Source organism: Xanthobacter sp. 126 (assembly GCF_000526175.1).
Classification (GTDB): domain Bacteria; phylum Pseudomonadota; class Alphaproteobacteria; order Rhizobiales; family Xanthobacteraceae; genus Xanthobacter; species Xanthobacter aminoxidans.
Genome location: NZ_JAFO01000001.1, coordinates 1,028,201 through 1,045,966 on the forward strand (window position 1 = coordinate 1,028,201; position 17,766 = coordinate 1,045,966).

The 17,766-nt window shown below is 68.8% G+C and carries 19 protein-coding genes; 8 read left to right on the forward strand and 11 right to left on the reverse strand.

Annotated elements, in window-relative coordinates; genetic code table 11:
* Positions 1-87: 87 nt before the first annotated feature.
* Positions 88-1,569: an aldehyde dehydrogenase gene (locus tag XAN126_RS0104855; protein WP_024277475.1), complete on the forward strand. Its 1,482-nt coding sequence runs from the start codon at positions 88-90 to the stop codon at positions 1,567-1,569.
* A 19-nt stretch (positions 1,570-1,588) separates the two neighbouring features.
* Here XAN126_RS0104855 and tmpT read toward each other — a convergent pair whose 3' ends face one another.
* A complete protein-coding gene (gene tmpT / locus XAN126_RS0104860; RefSeq protein ID WP_024277476.1) occupies positions 1,589-2,227 on the reverse strand; it encodes a thiopurine S-methyltransferase in 639 nt (212 codons plus the stop codon).
* Between the two features lie 132 nt (positions 2,228-2,359).
* Here tmpT and XAN126_RS0104865 point away from each other — a divergent pair, with 132 nt between their 5' ends.
* Positions 2,360-3,793 carry an aspartate aminotransferase family protein gene (locus XAN126_RS0104865; RefSeq protein ID WP_024277477.1) on the forward strand — a complete coding sequence of 478 codons (1,434 nt, stop codon included), beginning with the start codon at positions 2,360-2,362 and terminating at the stop codon, positions 3,791-3,793.
* 178 nt (positions 3,794-3,971) lie between these two features.
* Entirely contained in the window at positions 3,972-4,373 is a 402-nt protein-coding gene (locus tag XAN126_RS0104870) for a DUF1236 domain-containing protein (protein ID WP_051460547.1), read from the forward strand.
* Between the two features lie 57 nt (positions 4,374-4,430).
* On the opposite strand, the gene XAN126_RS0104875 is transcribed toward XAN126_RS0104870, so the two are convergent.
* From XAN126_RS0104875 to rlmJ, 3 genes are all read right to left on the reverse strand, one after another.
* A complete protein-coding gene (locus XAN126_RS0104875; protein ID WP_024277479.1) occupies positions 4,431-5,030 on the reverse strand; it encodes a glutathione S-transferase in 600 nt (199 codons plus the stop codon).
* Positions 5,031-5,106: 76 nt separating this feature from the next.
* Positions 5,107-5,883 carry a hypothetical protein gene (locus tag XAN126_RS0104880; protein WP_155982221.1) on the reverse strand — a complete coding sequence of 259 codons (777 nt, stop codon included), beginning with the start codon at positions 5,881-5,883 and terminating at the stop codon, positions 5,107-5,109.
* Positions 5,884-6,210: 327 nt separating this feature from the next.
* The gene (gene rlmJ / locus XAN126_RS0104885) at positions 6,211-7,083 is read right to left on the reverse strand and encodes a 23S rRNA (adenine(2030)-N(6))-methyltransferase RlmJ (protein ID WP_024277481.1); all 873 of its coding nucleotides are present in this window, start codon (positions 7,081-7,083) and stop codon (positions 6,211-6,213) included.
* 170 nt (positions 7,084-7,253) lie between these two features.
* On the opposite strand from rlmJ, the gene XAN126_RS26835 reads away from it, so the two are divergent.
* Positions 7,254-7,652, forward strand: a complete 399-nt coding sequence (locus tag XAN126_RS26835) for a hypothetical protein (protein ID WP_024277482.1) — start codon at positions 7,254-7,256, stop codon at positions 7,650-7,652.
* A gap of 31 nt (positions 7,653-7,683) precedes the next feature.
* Here XAN126_RS26835 and XAN126_RS0104895 read toward each other — a convergent pair whose 3' ends face one another.
* Both XAN126_RS0104895 and XAN126_RS0104900 read right to left on the reverse strand, forming a co-directional pair.
* Positions 7,684-8,391, reverse strand: a complete 708-nt coding sequence (locus XAN126_RS0104895) for a ribonuclease T (RefSeq protein WP_024277483.1) — start codon at positions 8,389-8,391, stop codon at positions 7,684-7,686.
* A complete protein-coding gene (locus XAN126_RS0104900; RefSeq protein ID WP_245272211.1) occupies positions 8,388-8,930 on the reverse strand; it encodes a hypothetical protein in 543 nt (180 codons plus the stop codon). Before XAN126_RS0104900 ends, XAN126_RS0104895 begins: the two co-directional genes overlap by 4 nt.
* 253 nt (positions 8,931-9,183) lie before the next feature.
* Here XAN126_RS0104900 and XAN126_RS0104905 point away from each other — a divergent pair, with 253 nt between their 5' ends.
* Positions 9,184-10,413 carry an alanine racemase gene (locus tag XAN126_RS0104905; protein WP_024277485.1) on the forward strand — a complete coding sequence of 410 codons (1,230 nt, stop codon included), beginning with the start codon at positions 9,184-9,186 and terminating at the stop codon, positions 10,411-10,413.
* Between the two features lie 164 nt (positions 10,414-10,577).
* On the opposite strand, the gene msrP is transcribed toward XAN126_RS0104905, so the two are convergent.
* The 5 genes from msrP to XAN126_RS0104930 all read right to left on the reverse strand — a co-directional run bounded on the left by msrP (position 10,578) and on the right by XAN126_RS0104930 (position 14,974).
* A complete protein-coding gene (msrP, locus tag XAN126_RS0104910) occupies positions 10,578-11,555 on the reverse strand; it encodes a protein-methionine-sulfoxide reductase catalytic subunit MsrP (RefSeq protein WP_024277486.1) in 978 nt (325 codons plus the stop codon).
* A 116-nt stretch (positions 11,556-11,671) separates the two neighbouring features.
* Positions 11,672-12,181, reverse strand: a complete 510-nt coding sequence (locus tag XAN126_RS0104915; protein WP_197024002.1) for a DUF992 domain-containing protein — start codon at positions 12,179-12,181, stop codon at positions 11,672-11,674.
* 114 nt (positions 12,182-12,295) lie between these two features.
* Positions 12,296-12,826 (reverse strand): DUF992 domain-containing protein, encoded by a 531-nt coding sequence (locus XAN126_RS0104920; protein WP_024277488.1) that lies wholly within the window; start codon positions 12,824-12,826, stop codon positions 12,296-12,298.
* A gap of 233 nt (positions 12,827-13,059) precedes the next feature.
* Positions 13,060-13,533: a DUF992 domain-containing protein gene (locus XAN126_RS0104925; RefSeq protein WP_029557114.1), complete on the reverse strand. Its 474-nt coding sequence runs from the start codon at positions 13,531-13,533 to the stop codon at positions 13,060-13,062.
* Positions 13,534-13,771: 238 nt separating this feature from the next.
* Positions 13,772-14,974: a pyridoxal phosphate-dependent aminotransferase gene (locus tag XAN126_RS0104930; RefSeq protein ID WP_024277490.1), complete on the reverse strand. Its 1,203-nt coding sequence runs from the start codon at positions 14,972-14,974 to the stop codon at positions 13,772-13,774.
* Positions 14,975-15,236: 262 nt separating this feature from the next.
* On the opposite strand from XAN126_RS0104930, the gene XAN126_RS0104935 reads away from it, so the two are divergent.
* From XAN126_RS0104935 to XAN126_RS0104945, 3 genes are all read left to right on the forward strand, one after another.
* Entirely contained in the window at positions 15,237-15,875 is a 639-nt protein-coding gene (locus XAN126_RS0104935) for a glutathione S-transferase family protein (RefSeq protein WP_024277491.1), read from the forward strand.
* 214 nt (positions 15,876-16,089) lie between these two features.
* Positions 16,090-16,473 (forward strand): hypothetical protein, encoded by a 384-nt coding sequence (locus tag XAN126_RS0104940; RefSeq protein WP_024277492.1) that lies wholly within the window; start codon positions 16,090-16,092, stop codon positions 16,471-16,473.
* A complete protein-coding gene (locus XAN126_RS0104945; RefSeq protein ID WP_245272212.1) occupies positions 16,457-17,695 on the forward strand; it encodes a PQQ-dependent sugar dehydrogenase in 1,239 nt (412 codons plus the stop codon). The genes XAN126_RS0104940 and XAN126_RS0104945 overlap by 17 nt, the downstream gene beginning before the upstream one ends.
* Positions 17,696-17,766 lie beyond the last annotated feature (71 nt).

Here is a 17,766-nt window from a genome sequence, read left to right on the forward strand (position 1 = left end):
CGCCGCCCCACCTTGACGGCTCCCGTTACGGCGCGCGAGGGTGCCGCAGGTCTGGCACGGGCCGGGTCTGGCAGCGGAGCGCACATCATGGCGGCGGTGGAACGGGCGGCGGCGGACATTCCTTCCTTCCGGACCCACGCCTTCATCGACGGGGCCTTCGTGCCGGCCGCCTCCGGCCGCACCTTCAGCGCCGTCAATCCCGCCACCGGCCACGCCATCGCCGAGGTCGCGGCCTGCGATGCGGAGGATGTGGACCGCGCCGTGAAGGCCGCGCGCCGCGCCTTCGAGGATCGTCGCTGGGCCGGCCAGCGCCCGCTGGAGCGCAAGCGCGCCTTGCTGCGCTTCGCCGATCTCATCCGCACCCACCGGGACGAGCTGGCCCTCACCGAGACGCTGAACATGGGCAAGCCCATCTCGGACGCCCGCGCCGTCGACGTGCGCGCGGCGGCCGACTGCTTCGCCTATTACGGGGAGTGCTGCGACAAGGTCTATGGCGAGGTCGCGCCCACCACCGACGACAATCTCGCTCTCGTGCTGCGCGAGCCCCTCGGCGTGGTCGGCTGCGTGACGCCGTGGAACTTCCCCATGATCATGGCCGCCTGGAAGGTGGCACCGGCGCTGGCCATGGGCAATTCCGTGGTGCTGAAGCCGGCGGAAGAAAGCCCGCTCACTGCGCTGCGCCTCGCCGAGCTGGCGGCGGAGGCCGGCATCCCCGACGGGGTATTCAACGTGGTGCCGGGGCTCGGCGTCGAGGCGGGCAAGGCGCTGGGGCTTCACATGGATGTGGACGCCATCGCCTTCACCGGCTCCACCGAGGTGGGCCGCTATTTCCTGCGCTATTCCGCCGAGAGCAACATCAAGCGCGTGGCGCTCGAACTGGGCGGCAAGACCGCCTTCGTGGTGGCGCACGACGTGAAGGACCTCGGCGCCGTGGCCGAGGCGGTGGCCGGCGGCATCTTCTTCAATCAGGGCGAGATGTGCACGGCGGCCTCGCGGCTGCTGGTGGACAACCGCATCCGCGCCGAGCTGGTGGAGCGTGTCGCCGCGCTCGCCCCGCGCTGGATGCCGGGCGACCCGCTCGATCCCGATGCGCCGGCCGGTGCCGTCGTGAGCCGCGAGCACCAGGGCCGCATCCTCTCCGCCATCCAGGCCGGCGGCGAGAGCGGGGCACGGCTGGTGACGGGCGGCACGGCGGTGCGCACCGAGACCGGCGGCGCCTTCGTGGCCCCCACCGTGTTCGACGACGTGGCTCCGTCGTCTGCGCTGGCGCAGAACGAGATCTTCGGGCCGGTGCTGTCGGTGATCGGCTTCGACGGGCTGGACGAGGCGGTGGAGATCGCCAACGGCACCGTTTACGGCCTCGGCGCCTCGGTGTGGAGCGCCGACCTTGCCGCCGCCCACAAGGTGGCGCGCCGCTTCAGGGCCGGCATCGTATATGTGAACTGCTTCGACGCCGACGACATCACCACCCCCTTCGGCGGCGTGAAGCAGTCCGGCTTCGGGCGCGACAAGTCCCTGCACGCGCTGGAGAAGTATTCCGACCTCAAGACGGTGTGGACGCGGCTCTAGCGTTGGGGTGCGCTATCCCTCACCGCCGCTCCAGCAGATGCACTTCTTCGGTCGCTTCCCATTGGCCCTTGAGGGCATCGGGACGGGTGACGGCATCGAGGTGCGTCACCTGATAGCCGGCGTCGTGCAGTGCATGGACCTCCACCGAAGGCACGGAGAAGGGCGGGCCGCCGACGAGGGACTGGTCATAGACGAGCGTCACCACCAGCTGCGGCACCGCCCCGGTGATGGCCGTGACATGGGCGGCATAGCGCGGGCGCATGTCGGGCGGCAGGGCGATCAGCGCGGCGCGGTCGTAGACCGCATCCACCGGGCCAAGGGTCTCGGCTTCGAGGGCGAAGATGTCGCCCTGGAAGATGTCGAGGCCGGGCGCGCTGAAGCGCATGAGGTCGCCGGCCGCGGTGATCTCGGGCACCACCTCCAGCTCGGCGAACAGCTCCTCCACCGCGATGCGGCTCAGTTCCGCGCCGGCCACGGCGAAGCCCTGTCCGAGCAGATAGGCGATGTCCCGCGTCTTGCCGCACAGGGGAAGGAAGATGCGCGCGCCGGGCGCGAGGCCGAGGCGGTCGAGGTGCTTCACCAGATAGGTATTGGGCTTTCCCTCGTGAAAGCCGATCTGCTTCGTCTCCCACCGCGCCTGCCAGAACCCCGGTTCCATGCCCTCGCCTCCGCACGCTCGATCCATCGGGCGCAGCTTTAGCAGATCAGGCGGGCGGCGATAGCGCGGGGGTGGCCCACGGTCCCGCTTTCGCGCTAGAACCGAAGAGGTTCAACACGGAGCATCGCCATCGTGACGTCCGCCCCCCTGTCCAACTCCACCGCCCACTGGCGCGCGCTGGATGCGGCGCACCACCTGCATCCGTTCTCCGACACGAAGGCGCTGAATGCCGAGGGGGTGCGGGTCATCACGCGGGCCGAGGGGGTCTATGTCTTCGACAGCGACGGCAACAAGATCCTCGACGGCATGTCGGGCCTGTGGTGCTCGCAGGTGGGGCACGGGCGGCACGCCATCGTCGATGCCATGGCGCAGCAGCTCTACCAGCTCGATTATTACAACACCTTCTTCAAGACCACCCACCCCGCCGCGGCGGAGCTGGCGGCGGCCATTTCCGAGGTGGCGCCGGCCCATATGAACCATGTGTTCTTCACCTCCGGCGGTTCGGAGGCGGTGGACACGGTGCTGCGCATGGTGCGCCATTACTGGGCGGCGCTGGGCAAGCCCGAGAAGCACATCTTCATCTCCCGCCGCAACGGCTATCACGGCTCCACCATGGGCGGCGCCTCGCTCGGCGGCATGAAGCCCATGCATGCGCAGGGCGGCCTGCCCATTCCCGGCATCATCCACGTGGCCCAGCCCTATTGGTGGGCCGAGGGTGGCGAGATGAGCCGCGAGGATTTCGGCCTCTATGCCGCGCGCGAGGTGGCCCGCGCCATCGACGAGGCGGGGCCGGAGAATGTGGCGGCCTTCATCGGCGAGCCCATCCAGGGTGCCGGCGGCGTCATCATCCCGCCCGCCAATTACTGGCCCGAGGTGGAGAAGATCTGCCGCGAGCGCGACGTGCTGCTGATCTGCGACGAGGTGATCTGCGGCTTCGGGCGCACGGGTCGCTGGTTCGGCTGCGAATTCATGGGCGTGAAGCCGGATCTCATCACCTTCGCCAAGGGCGTGACCTCCGGATACTTCCCGTTGGGCGGTGTCATCGTCGGCGATCACTTCGCCGAAGGCTTCATTGAGCATGGCGGCGACTTCAACCACGGCTACACCTATTCCGGCCATCCCGGCGGCTGCGCGGCGGCGCTGGCCAACCTGAAGATCATGCACGAGGAAAATCTGGTGGAGCGGGTGCGGACCGATATCGGCCCCTATCTGCAGGAACGCTGGCTGAAGCTCGCCGAGCATCCGCTGGTGGGCGAGGCGCGCATGGTGGGTCTCATCGGCGCCATCGAGCTGACGCCGCAGAAGGCCACCCGCGCCGCCTTCGCGGCCGAGGAGGGCACGGTGGGCCTCATCTGCCGTGATTTCTCCTTCAAGGAGGGGCTGGTGATGCGCGCGGTGCGCGACGGCATGATCCTCGCTCCGCCCTTCACCCTGTCGCACGAGGAGGCGGACGAACTGGTCGCCACCGCCTGGCGGGTGCTGGACCTCACCCATGCGGAGCTGATCAAGCGGGGGATGATGGTTCCCGTTCCGCGCGTGCCGGCGAAGGCCGTGGCGGGCGCCTGAGCGCGCTCCACGCGGCAAAGCCGAAGTCAAAGATGGCGCGGGCGGGGCGAAGGTCAAGGTTTTCGCTCCACGCTGTCTCAAGTCATTCCGCAGTTTTTTAAGCTGTTGCGCGTGGCAGGGAACGTTTTTGCGTCGACCACTGTTTCTGATGCGATCTCAACGCAGCAGGAGAGGTAAGATGCGAAAGACGTTGCTGATGAGTACCGTGATCGCCGCCCTTGCGGCTCCCGTGATCGTTCCCGCCGCGGCATTCGCGCAGGCGTCAACCGCCACCGGCGCGGTGGGCGGCGCGGCTGTCGGCGCGGTAGTGGGCGGCCCTGTGGGCGCGGTGGTGGGCGGCGTGGTCGGTGCCGGTGTCGGCGCGGCCGCCGAGCCCCCGCAGGAGGTGCGCACCTACGTGATGAAGGAGCGTCGCCCCTCCGTCCGCATGGAGCAGGAGGTGGTGGTGGGCCGCCAGCTTCCGCCCAACGTGGCGCTCTACAGCATCCCGCAGAACAGCGAGTATGAATACACGGTGGTGAACGACCGCCGCGTCATCGTCGAGCCCAAGACCCGCAAGGTGGTCTACATCGTCGAGTGACGAAAGCGCTGGTACCGCGTCGAAGGCGCCACCCCTTGGGGCGGCGCCTTTGGCGTGTCAGGCGACCGGCGCGGAGTCCGCAAACTGCGGATGCGCGGCACTGAAGGCGTCGAACCAGGCGACGAGCTTGGGGTGATCGGCCCGCCAGTCGCCGGCGAAGCGGAAATCGAACCAGCCCAGCGCGCAGGCAAGCGCAATGTCGCCCACGTTCGGCGTGCCGGAATAGGGCTCCACCTCGGTCTCCAGCGCATCGATCGCGCGCAGGCGCTTGCCGGCCTGATGCTCCAACCAGCGCGGCTCGTGCTTCTCCTGCGGCCGGAAGCGCGCCTCATAAAGAATGAGGATGCCTGCATCCATCATCCCGTCAACGAGGGCCTCGCGGCGCAGCACCGTGATGCGCGCGGCCGGCTCGGTGGGCAGGATGCGCCCGTCGCCGGCCAGATGGTCCAGATAGGCGAGGATCACCGACGAATCGAACAGGACCTCTCCATCCCCGGTCAGCAGGGCCGGAATCTTTCCGAGCGGGTTCTGCTGGCGCAGCGAGTCGTTGGGGTCGAGCGTGTCGGCGGCCTCCAGCTCGAGCGGGATGTCGAGAATGGCGGCGGCGACGCGCGCCTTGCGCGCGAAGGGGGAGGTGGGGGAGTGGCGGAGCAGCATGGGCAGGGGCATCCGGGTGGGAATGCCCTTCCCTAGATCGTTTGAGCCCGGTGTGAAAAGAGGAAATCGCGCGGGCTCAGGGCGCGGGCGTGACGGTGACGACCGTGGTGTTGGTGCTCATCCTCTTTTGGCCGCCCGCGCTTCCTTGCACGGTCAACTCCGCGCGCAATCGACGAACCATGCCGTCTTCTACGTCAATCTTCTGGTTCAGACGAACGTCCATCTTCATCTGGCGGAACGCCTCTTCGACCATTCGCTCGTTGACGGCGGGAGCGGACGGTAGGTCGGCCGCAACCCGCCGTAAGATCGACAGCATCATGTTGCGAAAGGAGGTCGGGTCGGGCGTGACAGTGGCCAGAATGCTGAAGCGTTCCGGCCTCGCATCGGCGGTGAGCTGCTGGACCCTATCGCTTCGCAGGATGCCGCCAAAAGGACTGGGGAGAACGCCGTCGGTTCGCTGTTCGACGCCAGGTCTCAGGCCGGTGTTCTGCCACTCGGCGAGCATCGGCAGCGGATCAAGCCAGACAGTAGCTACACGCCCGTCCTTGGGTTGCAGCATGGAAGATATAGCTTGCCGCAGAATGGCGGCAGTCTGCGGCTTATCGGCGAAAGGAACCGCGATGCGCTCGACGACGGCGCTGGCGAGCGGGCGCACCTCGGCTTCATTCACCACGCGCAGCGGCTTTCCGGCAGCGTCGGTGATGCCCTCCACTGTGATGTCGCGGAACATGGCGAAGGCGGCTGCGGTAAGGTTCTCGGTTTCAATATTGCCGTCCGAATTGACCTCGCGTAGCACCCGCGTCACGCGATAGCCCGCGCCCTCGCGTGCCGTGTAGGCAACTTCGTAGCGCATGGTCGTCCGCGATTGGTGCGGAGTGGGGCCGCTCGCATCGGAGTTGACGGTCTCGGTAACGATTTGCCACCGGCTGCCCACCGCCGGCGCGAACGGCTGGGCCCATTGAGCCTCGGCGGGGGGCGTCTGGGGTGCCGGCTTCGGCGCGGGCTTCTGTGTCCCCTGTGAGGTCGGCTCGGCGATGGCGGAGCCAACGAGAAGCAGGGTCGCAACGAGGCCAATGGCCCCTGCGCGCACAGGCCTCCCAGGGGGCTGCACCTGCACTTTTCCCCCGAGCGTTCCGTGCCGCGCAGATGTCCCCGTCATGCCCTGACCCCCGTGCCGGGCTCAACCCCCGGCGGTAAGCCAGGATACACGCACGCGCCCGGCCCCGTCCCGTGCCAGCAGCGGGGCGAGGGCGTTGAGCACGGTTTTCATCTCGTCGGCCAGCGTGAAGGGCGGATTGACGATGATGAGGCCGGAGCCGGAGAGAGTGTCCAGCGCGCGCACCTGGGCGAAATCGAGTTCCACGCGCAGCGTCTTGGGCAGCTTCAGACTGGCGACATCGCGGCGGAAGGCGTCCACCGCGCGCAGGTCCTTGATGGGATACCAGAGCATGAAGATGCCGGTGGCGAAGCGCCGGTGCGCCGCCTCCAGCCCCGTCACCATGCGCTGGAATTCGCCGGGCTCCTCGAACGGCGGGTCCACCAGCACCACGCCGCGCCGCTCGCGCGGGGGGAGGTGCGCGGCGAGGGCCTGCCAGCCGTCCTGGGCGAGGATTTTCACCCGGCCCTCGGCGCGCGGGTCCTCGCCCACGCGCTTCTCCAGCTTCACGCGCTCTTCCTTGTTCAGCTCGCAGAACAGGAACTTGTCCTGCGGCCGCGACAGGGCGAGGGCGAGGGCCGGGGAGCCGGGATAGAGCTTGCGGCCGCCTTCGCGCAGGCCGCGCACGCAATCGAGATAGGGCGCGAGCAGCGCCGCGGCGGGGGCGGGGAGGGAGCCGGCGTCCTGCGCCGCCAGCACCGCCTCGATGCCGGCATCGGCCTCGCCGGTCTTGCGGGCGTTGATTCCGTCGAGATCATACAGCCCGGTGCCGGCATGGGTGTCGAGCACGCGATAGGGCGCATCCTTCTTGCCGAGATAGGCGAGCACGCGGGCGAGCGCGGCGTGCTTCATGACATCGGCCGGGTTTCCGGCGTGGAAGGCGTGGCGATAATTCATCTCGGCTCGGCGATGGCGCGGAAGGGAGGGTGTGGATGGCGCTGGCAGCTGTGACGTAGCGGTATTGTGGCCCTCGTGACGCCGTGCGACCGTTCCGGCGTGACGCATGGACGCCGGGACGTCAAGCGGCAGCGCTCCACCCGCGCCCCCCGCGTCCGCAGGAGGGAAACATGAAGCCTCTCGTTTTCGCGCTGTCCCTTGTTGCCACGCTCGCGGTCGCGGTGCCCGCTTCGGCGCAGCAGGCGCCCTCCCTCGTCGGGACCTGGAAGGGGCCGAGCGACGGTGTGGGCATGGAAATGGGCTATGTCACCGCCGATTACGGCCTCGTCGTCGAAGAGCAGCGCGGCCGCTCCTTCAAGGCCAAGGTGGTCTATCCGGTGCGCGGCGGCACCAAGTCCGAGCCGGTCTTCGGCACGCTCACGCCCGATCTGAAAACCCTCTATCTGTCGGGTGACGACGGCATCCACATCGGGACGATCCAGCCCGACGGCGTGATCGACCTCTGCTATCTGGAAGCCGACGACGACGACGCGCTGGCGCTCTGCGCGCGCCTCACCAAGCAGCCCTGACGACGGGTCGGGAACCGGCCGGCGGGTGCCCTCAGCGCCCGCCGCGCACCGGCGGCATTACCATGCGCGAGAGGCGGCAGGCGCGGCGCTCCACCTCCGGGCAGGGCTGGAAGGCGAGGTCGCGGCTGAGGCACACCCGCACTTCCCGCAGCCGGCGCCGGTCGCAATCCACCGAGATCATGCCGGTGTCGAGGCCGGGATTGGCGGTGCGGAAGGCGTCTTCCACCTCCTGTGGCGAAACCATCTTGTAGTCGTCGAGGCGGGAGAACTCCGCCGGGATGACCACCTTCGCCTTCGCCGCACGCACCTGATCGAAATAGGCCTGCGGCGACAGGCCGGAGCAGGTGCCGTGCTTCTTCCATTCATAGATGACGAGGCGCCGGCTCGGCATCACGTCCAGCATGGAATTGGCAAGAGGGTTGGGCACGTAGGGCGGCGGGTTCTGGCAATATTGCGGGAAGCCGCGCTCGTACTGCGGCCACAGGCCGTGCACCACGAAGGCGTAGGGGCGGGTGAGCGAGCATTGCGGCTCGCTGTCCGCGCGCTTGCCCTGGTCCTCGCAATAGGTCGGCGACCAGGACAAGGAGAGGACATAGAAATCGAACTGGCCGGGCTGGCCCTCGGCCCGCGCCGGGCCATGGACCGCGAGCGCCAACAGCAGCGCGAGACCGGCGGCGAGCCGGCCTGCGGTCGTCCGCAGGGCCTGCGCGAAAGAAGCCTGCGCGAAAGGCCGCGTCACGGACCCGCCATCTTGCAGGACGGAGCATAGGCGTAGTTGCGGTCGAGCCCGACCACGCACCATTCCACGCCCCAGGTGGCGCCGGTCCAGCCGCCGTCCTCGATGATGGAATAATAGATGACGCGCTTCTTGAGGTCGTTGGTGAAGACCGTGCCGCGGCAGTAGCGGCGCGGCTGGTATTCCTGCCCCCACGGCCGGAAGGCGATCTCGTGCACCTTCTCGAAGTCGGTGATGGAAAGGCTGGAGGCCCAGAAGCGCCGCTCGGTCTCGGCGAAGCGGGTAGCGATGAGGTCGAGCGCCTCCTGGCTGTCGCAGGCCGGGACGACGCCGGAATAATTCGGGCCGGAGAGCCAGAAATTCAGCTCCAGCAGGTTCGCCGCCTTGGCCGGGGCGACGGACACGGGCGCAAACGCAAGCGCAGCAACGGCCGCCGTTGCGGCGATCCGGCCGATCGAGGCTCCCAAGGCCGCGCGCACGCGCTTCATCTTGCCGCCAGCCTTTTCGCCAACGGCCTTCGCGCCCAGCGCCCGCTCACCCATGGTCGTCTCCACTTCGGCCTTCCGCCCCTCCGGGCGTACCTCGGCGGGACGATGCGGCCGGGTTCGGCCGCGGTCAAGGACGCGGCGGCAACACCTTAAGAGAAAATGAACGAGCGGTTCGATGGCGCCTGTCGTGCTCTCGCCGGAAAAGACCGGCAAGCTGCCTGGGTCCGACTCGCGGGAGGAGCCCCGAATGCCGCAAACGACGCCCCACCTCGTGGCCGCCGGCCGGAGCGGACCTGTGCCTTCGGGCCTGCCGCGCTTCTCCACCGGGCGGGAGGCGGCGCTGGAGATGCGGCCGGACCAGCCGGTCTATTGCTTCCGCCCGGAGGTGCTGGCGGCGGACGCTGCGGCCTTCCTCGATGCCTTTCCCGGCAAGACCGCCTATGCGGTGAAGACCAATGGCGAGCCCATGGTGCTCGACGTACTGGCGCGATCGGGCATCAATGCCTTCGATGTCGCCTCTCCCGCCGAGTTCGCGGCGGCGCGCGCCGCGGCGCCGGGGGCGGAACTCTTCTACATGCACCCGGTGAAGGCGCAGTCGGACATCCGCCTCGCGCTGGAGCATTACCGCATCCGCGCCACCGCCCTCGACCATGAGGACGAGGTGGCGAAGATCCTGCGCATCGTCCGCGCGCTCGATCTCGATCCGGAAGACCTCACCTTGTTCGTCCGCATCGCCTCCAAGGGGGAGGCGGCCTACGAGCTATCGCGCAAGTTCGGTGCGGCGCCGGGCCATGCGGCGGAACTGCTCCAGCGCATCCATGGCCTCGGTATCCGCTGCGGCCTGTGCTTCCACGTGGGCAGCCAGGTGGAGGATGTGGACACCTATGCCCGCGCCGTCGCCACCGCTGCCGAGGTGCGCGACGCGGCCAAGGTGCCCATCTCGGTCCTCGACGTGGGCGGCGGCTTTCCGGCGACCTATGCGGTGGACCCGCGCCGGCCGGTGCCGCCCATGCCGCCGCTGGGCGAGATCGTCGGCGGGCTGATGGGGGCGGTGGAGCGGCACGGCTTTTCCGGCATCCCGCTGGTGGCGGAGCCGGGGCGCGTCATCGTCGCCCGCGCCTTCTCGGTCATCGTCCGGGTGCTGCTGAAGAAGGGCCAGCGGCTCTACATCAATGACGGCGTGTGGTCGTCTTTGTCGGATTCGTGGACGGGGAAGATCCTGCTTCCGGTGCGTCATATCCCCGATCCCGCCCGCCGCCGCCGGCCGGGACGGGCGGACGTGATGGCGCCGTTCCGCATCTACGGCGCCACCTGCGACAGCGTGGACGTGCTCTCCCGCCCCTTCTATCTGCCGGAGAGCGTGGATACGGGCGACTGGATCGAGATCGGCCACATCGGGGCCTATTCCCTCTCCCTGCGCACCCGCTTCAACGGCTTCTACCCCGACACGTTCGTGGAGGTGACGACGCCGTTCGACGCCGGTGAGGCGCCGGACGGCTTCGCCGAGCCCGAGCGGCGCGGCGGCGTGGAGGGGTAAGGAAAGGCGGAGCCTTCAACCTGAGCTGTCATGCCCCGGCTTGTCCGGGGCATCCACCGTGCCGACAAAGCGATGTTTTGTTTCCCGAGAGGCCGCCCGGCCGCTGAGTGGATCCCCGGACAAGCCGGGGGATGACAACGACCCGGGCGGCGGCAACACGTTCCCTAAAACCAGATCTTCTGGGTCTCGCGGCCCTTGTAGAGGTCGGCCACATACGCGCCGTAGCCGTTGAAGAGCTCGGTCGGCACGCGCTGGCCGGTGGCGATGTCCTCTTCGCTCGCCTGGCTCCAGCGCGGGTGCGGCACCTTGGGGTTCACATTGGCCCAGAAGCCGTATTCAGAGCCCTGCAACTGCTCCCAGAAGCTCACCGGCTGCTTGTCGGTGAAGGTGAAGCGCACGATGCCCTTGATGGACTTGAAGCCGTATTTCCACGGCAGCACCAGCCGGAGCGGCGCGCCGAACTGATTGGGCGCGGGCTTGCCGTAGACGCCGGTGACGAGGAAGGCGAGCTCGTTGGTCGCCTCTTCCAGCGTCAGGCCTTCCACGTAGGGCCACGTATAGCGGAAGTCCCTCTGGTTGGGCGCGACCTTCGGATCGAGGAAGGTCTCCATCTTGATGTATTTCGCGCCCGAGGTGGGGGCGGCGAGGGCGACGAGGTCCTTCATGGGAAAGCCCGTCCACGGCACCGCCATGGACCACGCCTCGACGCAGCGGTGGCGATAGAGGCGTTCCTCGAACTTCACCTTCTTGAAGAGGTCGTCGATGCCCATCTCTTGGGGCTTCTCCACCAGCCCGTCGATCTTCACCAGCCACGGACGGCGCTGGAAGCGCGTCATGGAGGGGCCGACGACCTTGCCGTAGCTGAACTCGTAATAATTGTTCACGAGGCTCGACTTCGCCTCCGGCGTCACCGGCCGCTCAAGCGTGTAGTGGGGGTTCCGGGGGGCGGGGTAAAGGCTGGCCGAGGGGTCGGGAATGTCGCCGACGCGCTGGGCTGCGGCAGGGCTGGAGAGCGTCCCGGCGCCGAGGCCGGCGAGGAGCATCGCCCCCGCGCCCATGGCCTGGCGGCGGTTGAGATAGACGTCCTCCGGCGTTGCCGCCGATTCGGGAAGTTCCCAGCCGCGCCTTGATCTGATGAGCATTCAGTGTCCTCCGTCGCGGCGCCAAGATCGGGGCGGGGGGACGAAGGGGCAAGTCACACAGGCGTGTCTCACACGGGCGTGTCTTACGCGCCGGGTGTGAGTCCTCTCCCGTGGGCTCACTGGGGGGCGGAGGCGGATTGCTCGAGGGTCAGCGTCGCGCCGGCGATGGAAACGCTGAGGCCGCTGTCGGACGATACGCTGAGGGGTTGCAGCGTCACCTGCTTGGTGGCGTCGTCGGAGGCGAGCATGTTGGCGGAGAAACCCGGGCCGAGGGAGAAGCCGGTGGAGATGCCGACATATTTCCCCGCCAGCGCGCCGGGCGCCACGGCCGGCGAGGTGGCGATCACCGCCCAGAGCATGCTGGCCTGATCGGACACGCCGAAGTCGAGCCCGATCCGCTCCATGGTGCCGCTGTAATAGTGATTGACCCCCATGGAGGGCCGGTATTCGCATTTCACGGAGCGGGAGGAGCCGAAGCCGTAGCCGGTGGCGAAGGCGCTGCGGCATTCCAGCAGGCCGGCCGCCACCTGGGGCATCGCCGGGCCACCGAAGGCCGGCGCCAGCGTGGCGGCGAAGCCGGCGCCGCAAAGCGCGACCGCCACCGAACGAGACAGAAACCTGGACATGCCGAACCCCTCCGCACAGGGATGGCGCCTCGGCGGGGACATGTCTTCCGGCCGAGGCAAAGCTCACTCTGCCACGAAGGCTGCGGCCCTTTTATGGTGGGTCGCGAAATACCTTCAGTTCGGCAGCAGAATCAGGGTCAGGTCGGCGATGCCGGCCGCGACGTCGGCGCCCACCATGCCCTCCACCGAGATGGTCTGCAGGGCGATCTGGTTGCTGGAGCCGCCGAGCAGCACGTTGGCGCCCGCGCCGATGGTCCAGGCGGCATCGGCCGAGACGCCGATATAGCTGCCGGCGATGTCGCTGGGGTTGGGCCGGGCGGTGGGGGCGAACACGGCCCAGGCGAGCGTATCGGCGGCGAGCACGCCGAGATCGATGCCGAAGCGGGAGATGGTGCCCTTGTAGCGCGACAGCACCACATAAGGCTGCGCCGCATTGTCCCGGAATTCACAGGCCGCCTCGCGCATGGAGCCGAGCACGAAGCCGATGGACGGCGCCACCTTGCACACCAGCATGCCGGACTGGACCAGCGGTCCCGTCGGAGGCGGGGGAAGCTGCACCGGCGGGAGGGGCTGGGCGGCAGCCGGAATCGCGGCGGCGAGGACGGTCGAGGCAGCAAGAAGGGCGGCGGTGATGGTGGCGCGCATGGACAATCCCCCGGATGGCGACGCTCGAGAGGTACGTCGTCGGGGAGTCCCGTGCAATCTCCGCCCCGGGCGGCTTGGCGCGCGCGGAATCATGCGGCGGAGCGGGCGGAGACAGAGGCTTGAAAATGCTCGCGCCCCCGGTTGGGCCGGGGGCGCGGGGCAGGCTTGCAGATGGGGCAGATGCCGTTGCGGCAGGAGGCGCTTGGGCCGTCCTGCCGCCGGGCAGGGCCGAATCAGCGCAGGGTGAGGTCCGACACGCCGAGGGCGAGGTTGAGCCCGGTCTGGCCTTCGAGCGACAGCGGCTGCAGCGCGAAGGTGTTCTGGGAGCCGCCCACGAGGACGTTGGCGCCGAGGCCCACGCCGATGGAGGCCGAGCCAGCCGCACCCACATAGGTGCCGCGCAGGGCGCCGGCGGGAACCTTGGCGGACGGGGCGAACACGCCCCACACCAGGGTGCCGCGGCCGTTCACGCCGATGTCGAGGCCGAAGCGGCGCACGGTGCCCTGATAAGTGCCGCGCTTGGCGCCGTGGACGGCCGGGCGGAACGCGCAGCTCATCTCGCGGACCGAGCCGATCACGAACGCCACGTTGGGCGCCATGTTGCAGGTCAGCGTGCCCACCTGGACGCGGGACTGGGCCGAAGCGGGAAGCGCGCCGGCGACGAGCACGGCGGCAGCAGCGAGGCCGGCCTTGAGAACAGTCTTCATGATGTCGTTCCTCCTGTGGGAAGCGGGCGGGTCGAATCCGGCGCCCGACGACCGCGCAGCCTTAGCCCAGACTTCACCGCGGCGCCAACGCTCCAGTTGGCGCAGGGTTCCGTTTTCCCGTCGCTGTTGCAATTCCCACCCTCCAGGAAGGTAAATTTCACGGGAGGCCGGGCGGACGCGGGGCCGGCGCGGCGGTCTGGTCGAGAGCGAGCGACGGGTGCCGCTCGCTCCCGTAGGGTCAGGCCAGGGAGCCGCAGAAGCGCTGGATGCGCCGGCAGGCTTCCTCGAGGTCCGAGGTGGCCGTGGCGTAGGAGATGCGGAAGGCCGGGCCGAGGCCGAAGGCCGAACCGTGCACCACCGCGACGCCTTCCGCATTGAGCAGCTCGGTGGCGAACACCTCGTCATTGGTGATCTGCACGCCCGTGGGCGTGGTCTTGCCGATGGTGCCGGCGCAGGACGGGAAGACGTAGAAGGCGCCTTCCGGCTTCGGGCAGGTGAGGCCCTTGGTCTGGTTCAGCATGGAGACCACGAGGTCGCGGCGCTCCTTGAACACCTTGTTGTTGGCGGCAATGAAGTCCTGCGGCCCGTCCAGCGCCTCGAGCGCCGCCCACTGGGCGATGGAGGAGGGGTTGGAGGTGGACTGGGACTGCAGCGTCCCGATGGCCTTGATGAGCGCCTCCGGGCCGGCGGCGTAGCCGATGCGCCAGCCGGTCATGCAATAGGCCTTGGAGACGCCGTTCATGGTCAGCGTGCGGTCGTAGAGCGCGGGCTCCACCTGCGCCGGGGTGACGAACTTGAAGTCGTCATAGACGAGGTGCTCGTACATGTCGTCGGTGAGGATCCACACGTGGGGATGCTTCACCAGCACGTCGGTGAGCGCCTTCAGCTCGTCGAAGCTGTAGGCCGCGCCGGAAGGGTTCGAGGGCGAGTTGAAGATCAGCCACTTGGTCTTCGGCGTGATGGCGGCTTCCAGCACCTCGGGACGCAGCTTGAAATTGTCTTCCAGCGTGGTCATCGCCGGCACCGGGGTGCCGCCGCAGAATTCCACGATGTCCGGGTAGCTCACCCAGAAGGGCGCCGGGATGATGACCTCGTCGCCGGCGTCGACCGTGGCGACCAGCGCGTTGAACAGCACCTGCTTGCCGCCGGTGCCGACCGTCACCTGCGAGGGCTTGTAGTCCAGCCCGTTCTCGCGCTTGAACTTGCGGCAGATGGCGGCCTTCAGCTCGGGAATGCCGTCCACGGCGGTGTACTTGGTCTCGCCGCGACGGATGGCCGCGATGGCGGCTTCCTTGATGTTGTCAGGGGTGTCGAAGTCCGGCTCGCCGGCCGAGAGCGCGATGATGTCCCGCCCCGACGCTTTCAGCTCCCGCGCCTTGTTGGAGATGGCGATGGTGGGGGAGGGCTTGATGCGCTTGAGGGCGGACGAAAGGAGGCTCATGGCCTTTGGGCTCCGGGACGCGCGATCGTGGACGGAGCGAATGCCGCGGCACGGGCGCAACGATGACAGGTCGAGGGCCGGCCGGATGCCGGCGGGCGGACACTAGTTCAGAGCCTTGCCGTGAACAAGCAAGGATCGTGAATGTCGCGCCACGCCGGATTGATGGATCGCCGCGCGGCGCCGACCGCCTGCAATCGGGGCTTGCGGCCTCCCCGGCCTGCCGCCACATGCTGGGCGTTCGGGGGCGGGGAGGACGGTTGAGGTGCTGACTCTCTATTCGACGCAGTCGTCGGGCAATTCCTACAAGGCGCGCCTGATGCTGGCGAAGCTCGGCTGGCCGTTCCGCCTCGTGGAGGTGGATATCTTCGCCGGCGAGCATCGCACGCCGGAATTCCTCGCCATGAACCTGGAGGGGCGGGTGCCGCTCCTCGATGTGGACGGGCGCTTCCTCGCCGAGTCCAACGCCATCCTCTTCTATCTCGCCGAGGGCACGCCGCTTCTCCCCACCGACGCCTTCGCCCGCGCCGAGGTGCTGCGGTGGATGTTCTTCGAGCAGAACAGCCACGAGCCGGGCATCGCCACCGCCCGCTTCTGGCTGCGGCAGGTGCGCGGCGGCCGCGAGTTGCGGGCCCATGACGTGGATCGCTGGATGGAGGAGGGCTATGCGGCGCTCAAGGTGATGGAGCGGCACCTGTCCGCCCGCCGCTATTTCGTCGGCGATGCGCTCACCATCGCCGACATCGCCCTCTTCGCCCACACCCATGTGGCGGAGGAGGGCGATTTCTCCCTCGCCGCTTTCCCTGCCGTGCGGGACTGGCTCGCCCGCGTGGCGGCGGAGCCGGGGCATGTGGACATGGGCTGGCGGCCCGGGAACCCGGCGGCCGATCCGGCGCAGGCCTGAGCGACGCAATCCTGAGCGACGCAATGGCGCGCCAAAACAGCGGGGACGGCTCGCGCGTCCGTGAGCGATCGACATCATCTTGCCATCATCCGTGAGGGCTAAGCCGCCGTCGCGCCACGATTCTTTTCCACCCTGCCTTGCGTCGGCGGAACTGATTCGCCCCTTTTCCCGTTGCTGGAGAGCGCGCGGAACAGGGGATGAGGAGGCCGCCCCAATGAGCGAGACCATCATGTCCGGACGTTGTGACGTCGGCGGTTACATGGAAGCAGGGCACTTTTCCCTCACCCGCCGGGCCGTGCGCCAGTCGCCGGCGGATCCCGAGCTGCTGGCCCGCGCGGTGCGCGCCCACAAGGAGGGCGATGCGCTGGCCCAGGCGGTTCTCACCTTTGCCCTCATGGTCGCCATCGGCGCCGTGGCGCTGGTGCTCGGCGGTCATGCGGCCATGGCGGGGGATCTGATCGCCGGTGGCGTCACGGAGTCGACCGGCTTCCTCCTGTCGCTCGGCGCGGTCGGCGGCGCGGTTCTCCTGTCGGCACTTGCGGCGCAGCGCCTCGCCACCTCTCGCGTTGAAGCCCGCGCGCGTGCGCGGTCGCGTTGATCCGGCAGCGCGGCATACGCCCACGCCGCTGAACGCCGTGCTGCCCGAGGCGCAGCGTGCCGCCGGACCGCGAACGAAGCGGCGGCGCGGCGTAGGCGGTGCGGCGCTCGGCGCCATCCTTCTCCTCTTCCTGCTTGCGGCCGCGACCTACGCGTTCGCACAGCCGGTGGACGCCCGGATCGGCGGCGAGCAGGTGCGCGTGGTGCCCTTCGCCACCGGCCTCGACACGCCCTGGAGCATCGCCTTCCTGCCCGATGGCCGCCTCCTCGTCACCGAGCGCGACGGGCGGCTGCGCCCCATAGATGCGACGGGCAAGGTGGGCGCGCCCATCTCCGGCGTGCCCAAGGTCGCGGCGCGGGGGCAGGGCGGCCTGCTGGATGTGGTGCTCGATCCCAAATTCGCGCAGAACCGCCTGATCTATCTCAGCTATGCCGAGCCGCGCCCGGAAGGCGCCGCCACCGCCGTCGCCCGCGGCAGGCTCGCCGAAGACCTCTCCCGCCTGACCGACCTGGACGTGATCTTCCGCCAGCAGCCGGCGGTCTCCGGCGGCAACCATTTCGGCTCCCGCCTCGTGTTCGCGCCCGATGGCATGCTGTTCGTCACCCTCGGCGAGCGGTTCAACTACATGGACAAGGCGCAGGACCTCTCCACGACCTTGGGCAAGGTCGTCCGCATCGCGCCGGACGGCTCAATTCCGGCCGATAATCCCTTCGTCGAAAGGGCCGGCGCCCGGCCTGAAATCTGGAGCTATGGCCACCGCAACGTGCAGGCCGCGGCCATCGAGCCGGGCACCGGCGCGCTGTGGACCGTCGAACATGGCCCGCGCGGTGGCGACGAGGTGAACCGGCCGGAGGCGGGCGAGAATTACGGCTGGCCGGTGATCGGCTATGGCCGGCACTATTCCGGTGCCCAGATCGGCGTCGGCACGGCCAAAGAGGGCATGGAGCAGCCCTTGTTCTACTGGGACCCCTCCATCGCCCCGTCCGGCGCCGCCTTCTACACCGGCGCTGCGCTTCCAGGCTGGCGCGGCCAGCTCTTCGTCGGCGCGCTGGCGGGGCAGGCGCTGGTGATGGTGAAGGTGCGCGACGGCGCCGTCATCGGCGAGGAGCGCCTGCCGCTGGGCAAGCGCATCCGCGACGTGCGCATGGGGCCGGACGGCGCGCTCTGGCTCGCGGCGGAGAGCACCGGCGAGATCCTGCGCGTGGTGCCGGCCGGGCGCTGACCGGATTCCCTCAGTCCCCTAAAGCGACCTAAGATCGGACCGCCGCAGCCGCGCGGCGTCCGACCCGGAGT

Bases quoted from the DNA above. Each gene is read 5' to 3' on its own strand.
- XAN126_RS0104925 (WP_029557114.1), bottom strand. From the start codon at position 13,533: ATGAAGACTGTTCTCAAGGCCGGCCTCGCTGCTGCCGCCGTGCTCGTC.
- XAN126_RS0104855 (WP_024277475.1), top strand. From the start codon at position 88: ATGGCGGCGGTGGAACGGGCGGCGGCGGACATTCCTTCCTTCCGGACC.
- rlmJ (WP_024277481.1), bottom strand. From the start codon at position 7,083: ATGAATTATCGCCACGCCTTCCACGCCGGAAACCCGGCCGATGTCATG.
- XAN126_RS0104870 (WP_051460547.1), top strand. From the start codon at position 3,972: ATGCGAAAGACGTTGCTGATGAGTACCGTGATCGCCGCCCTTGCGGCT.
- XAN126_RS0104900 (WP_245272211.1), bottom strand. From the start codon at position 8,930: ATGGGTGAGCGGGCGCTGGGCGCGAAGGCCGTTGGCGAAAAGGCTGGC.
- XAN126_RS0104875 (WP_024277479.1), bottom strand. From the start codon at position 5,030: ATGCTGCTCCGCCACTCCCCCACCTCCCCCTTCGCGCGCAAGGCGCGC.
- msrP (WP_024277486.1), bottom strand. From the start codon at position 11,555: ATGCTCATCAGATCAAGGCGCGGCTGGGAACTTCCCGAATCGGCGGCA.
- XAN126_RS26835 (WP_024277482.1), top strand. From the start codon at position 7,254: ATGAAGCCTCTCGTTTTCGCGCTGTCCCTTGTTGCCACGCTCGCGGTC.
- tmpT (WP_024277476.1), bottom strand. From the start codon at position 2,227: ATGGAACCGGGGTTCTGGCAGGCGCGGTGGGAGACGAAGCAGATCGGC.
- XAN126_RS0104930 (WP_024277490.1), bottom strand. From the start codon at position 14,974: ATGAGCCTCCTTTCGTCCGCCCTCAAGCGCATCAAGCCCTCCCCCACC.
- XAN126_RS0104920 (WP_024277488.1), bottom strand. From the start codon at position 12,826: ATGCGCGCCACCATCACCGCCGCCCTTCTTGCTGCCTCGACCGTCCTC.
- XAN126_RS0104940 (WP_024277492.1), top strand. From the start codon at position 16,090: ATGAGCGAGACCATCATGTCCGGACGTTGTGACGTCGGCGGTTACATG.
- XAN126_RS0104915 (WP_197024002.1), bottom strand. From the start codon at position 12,181: ATGTCCAGGTTTCTGTCTCGTTCGGTGGCGGTCGCGCTTTGCGGCGCC.
- XAN126_RS0104880 (WP_155982221.1), bottom strand. From the start codon at position 5,883: ATGCGCTACGAAGTTGCCTACACGGCACGCGAGGGCGCGGGCTATCGC.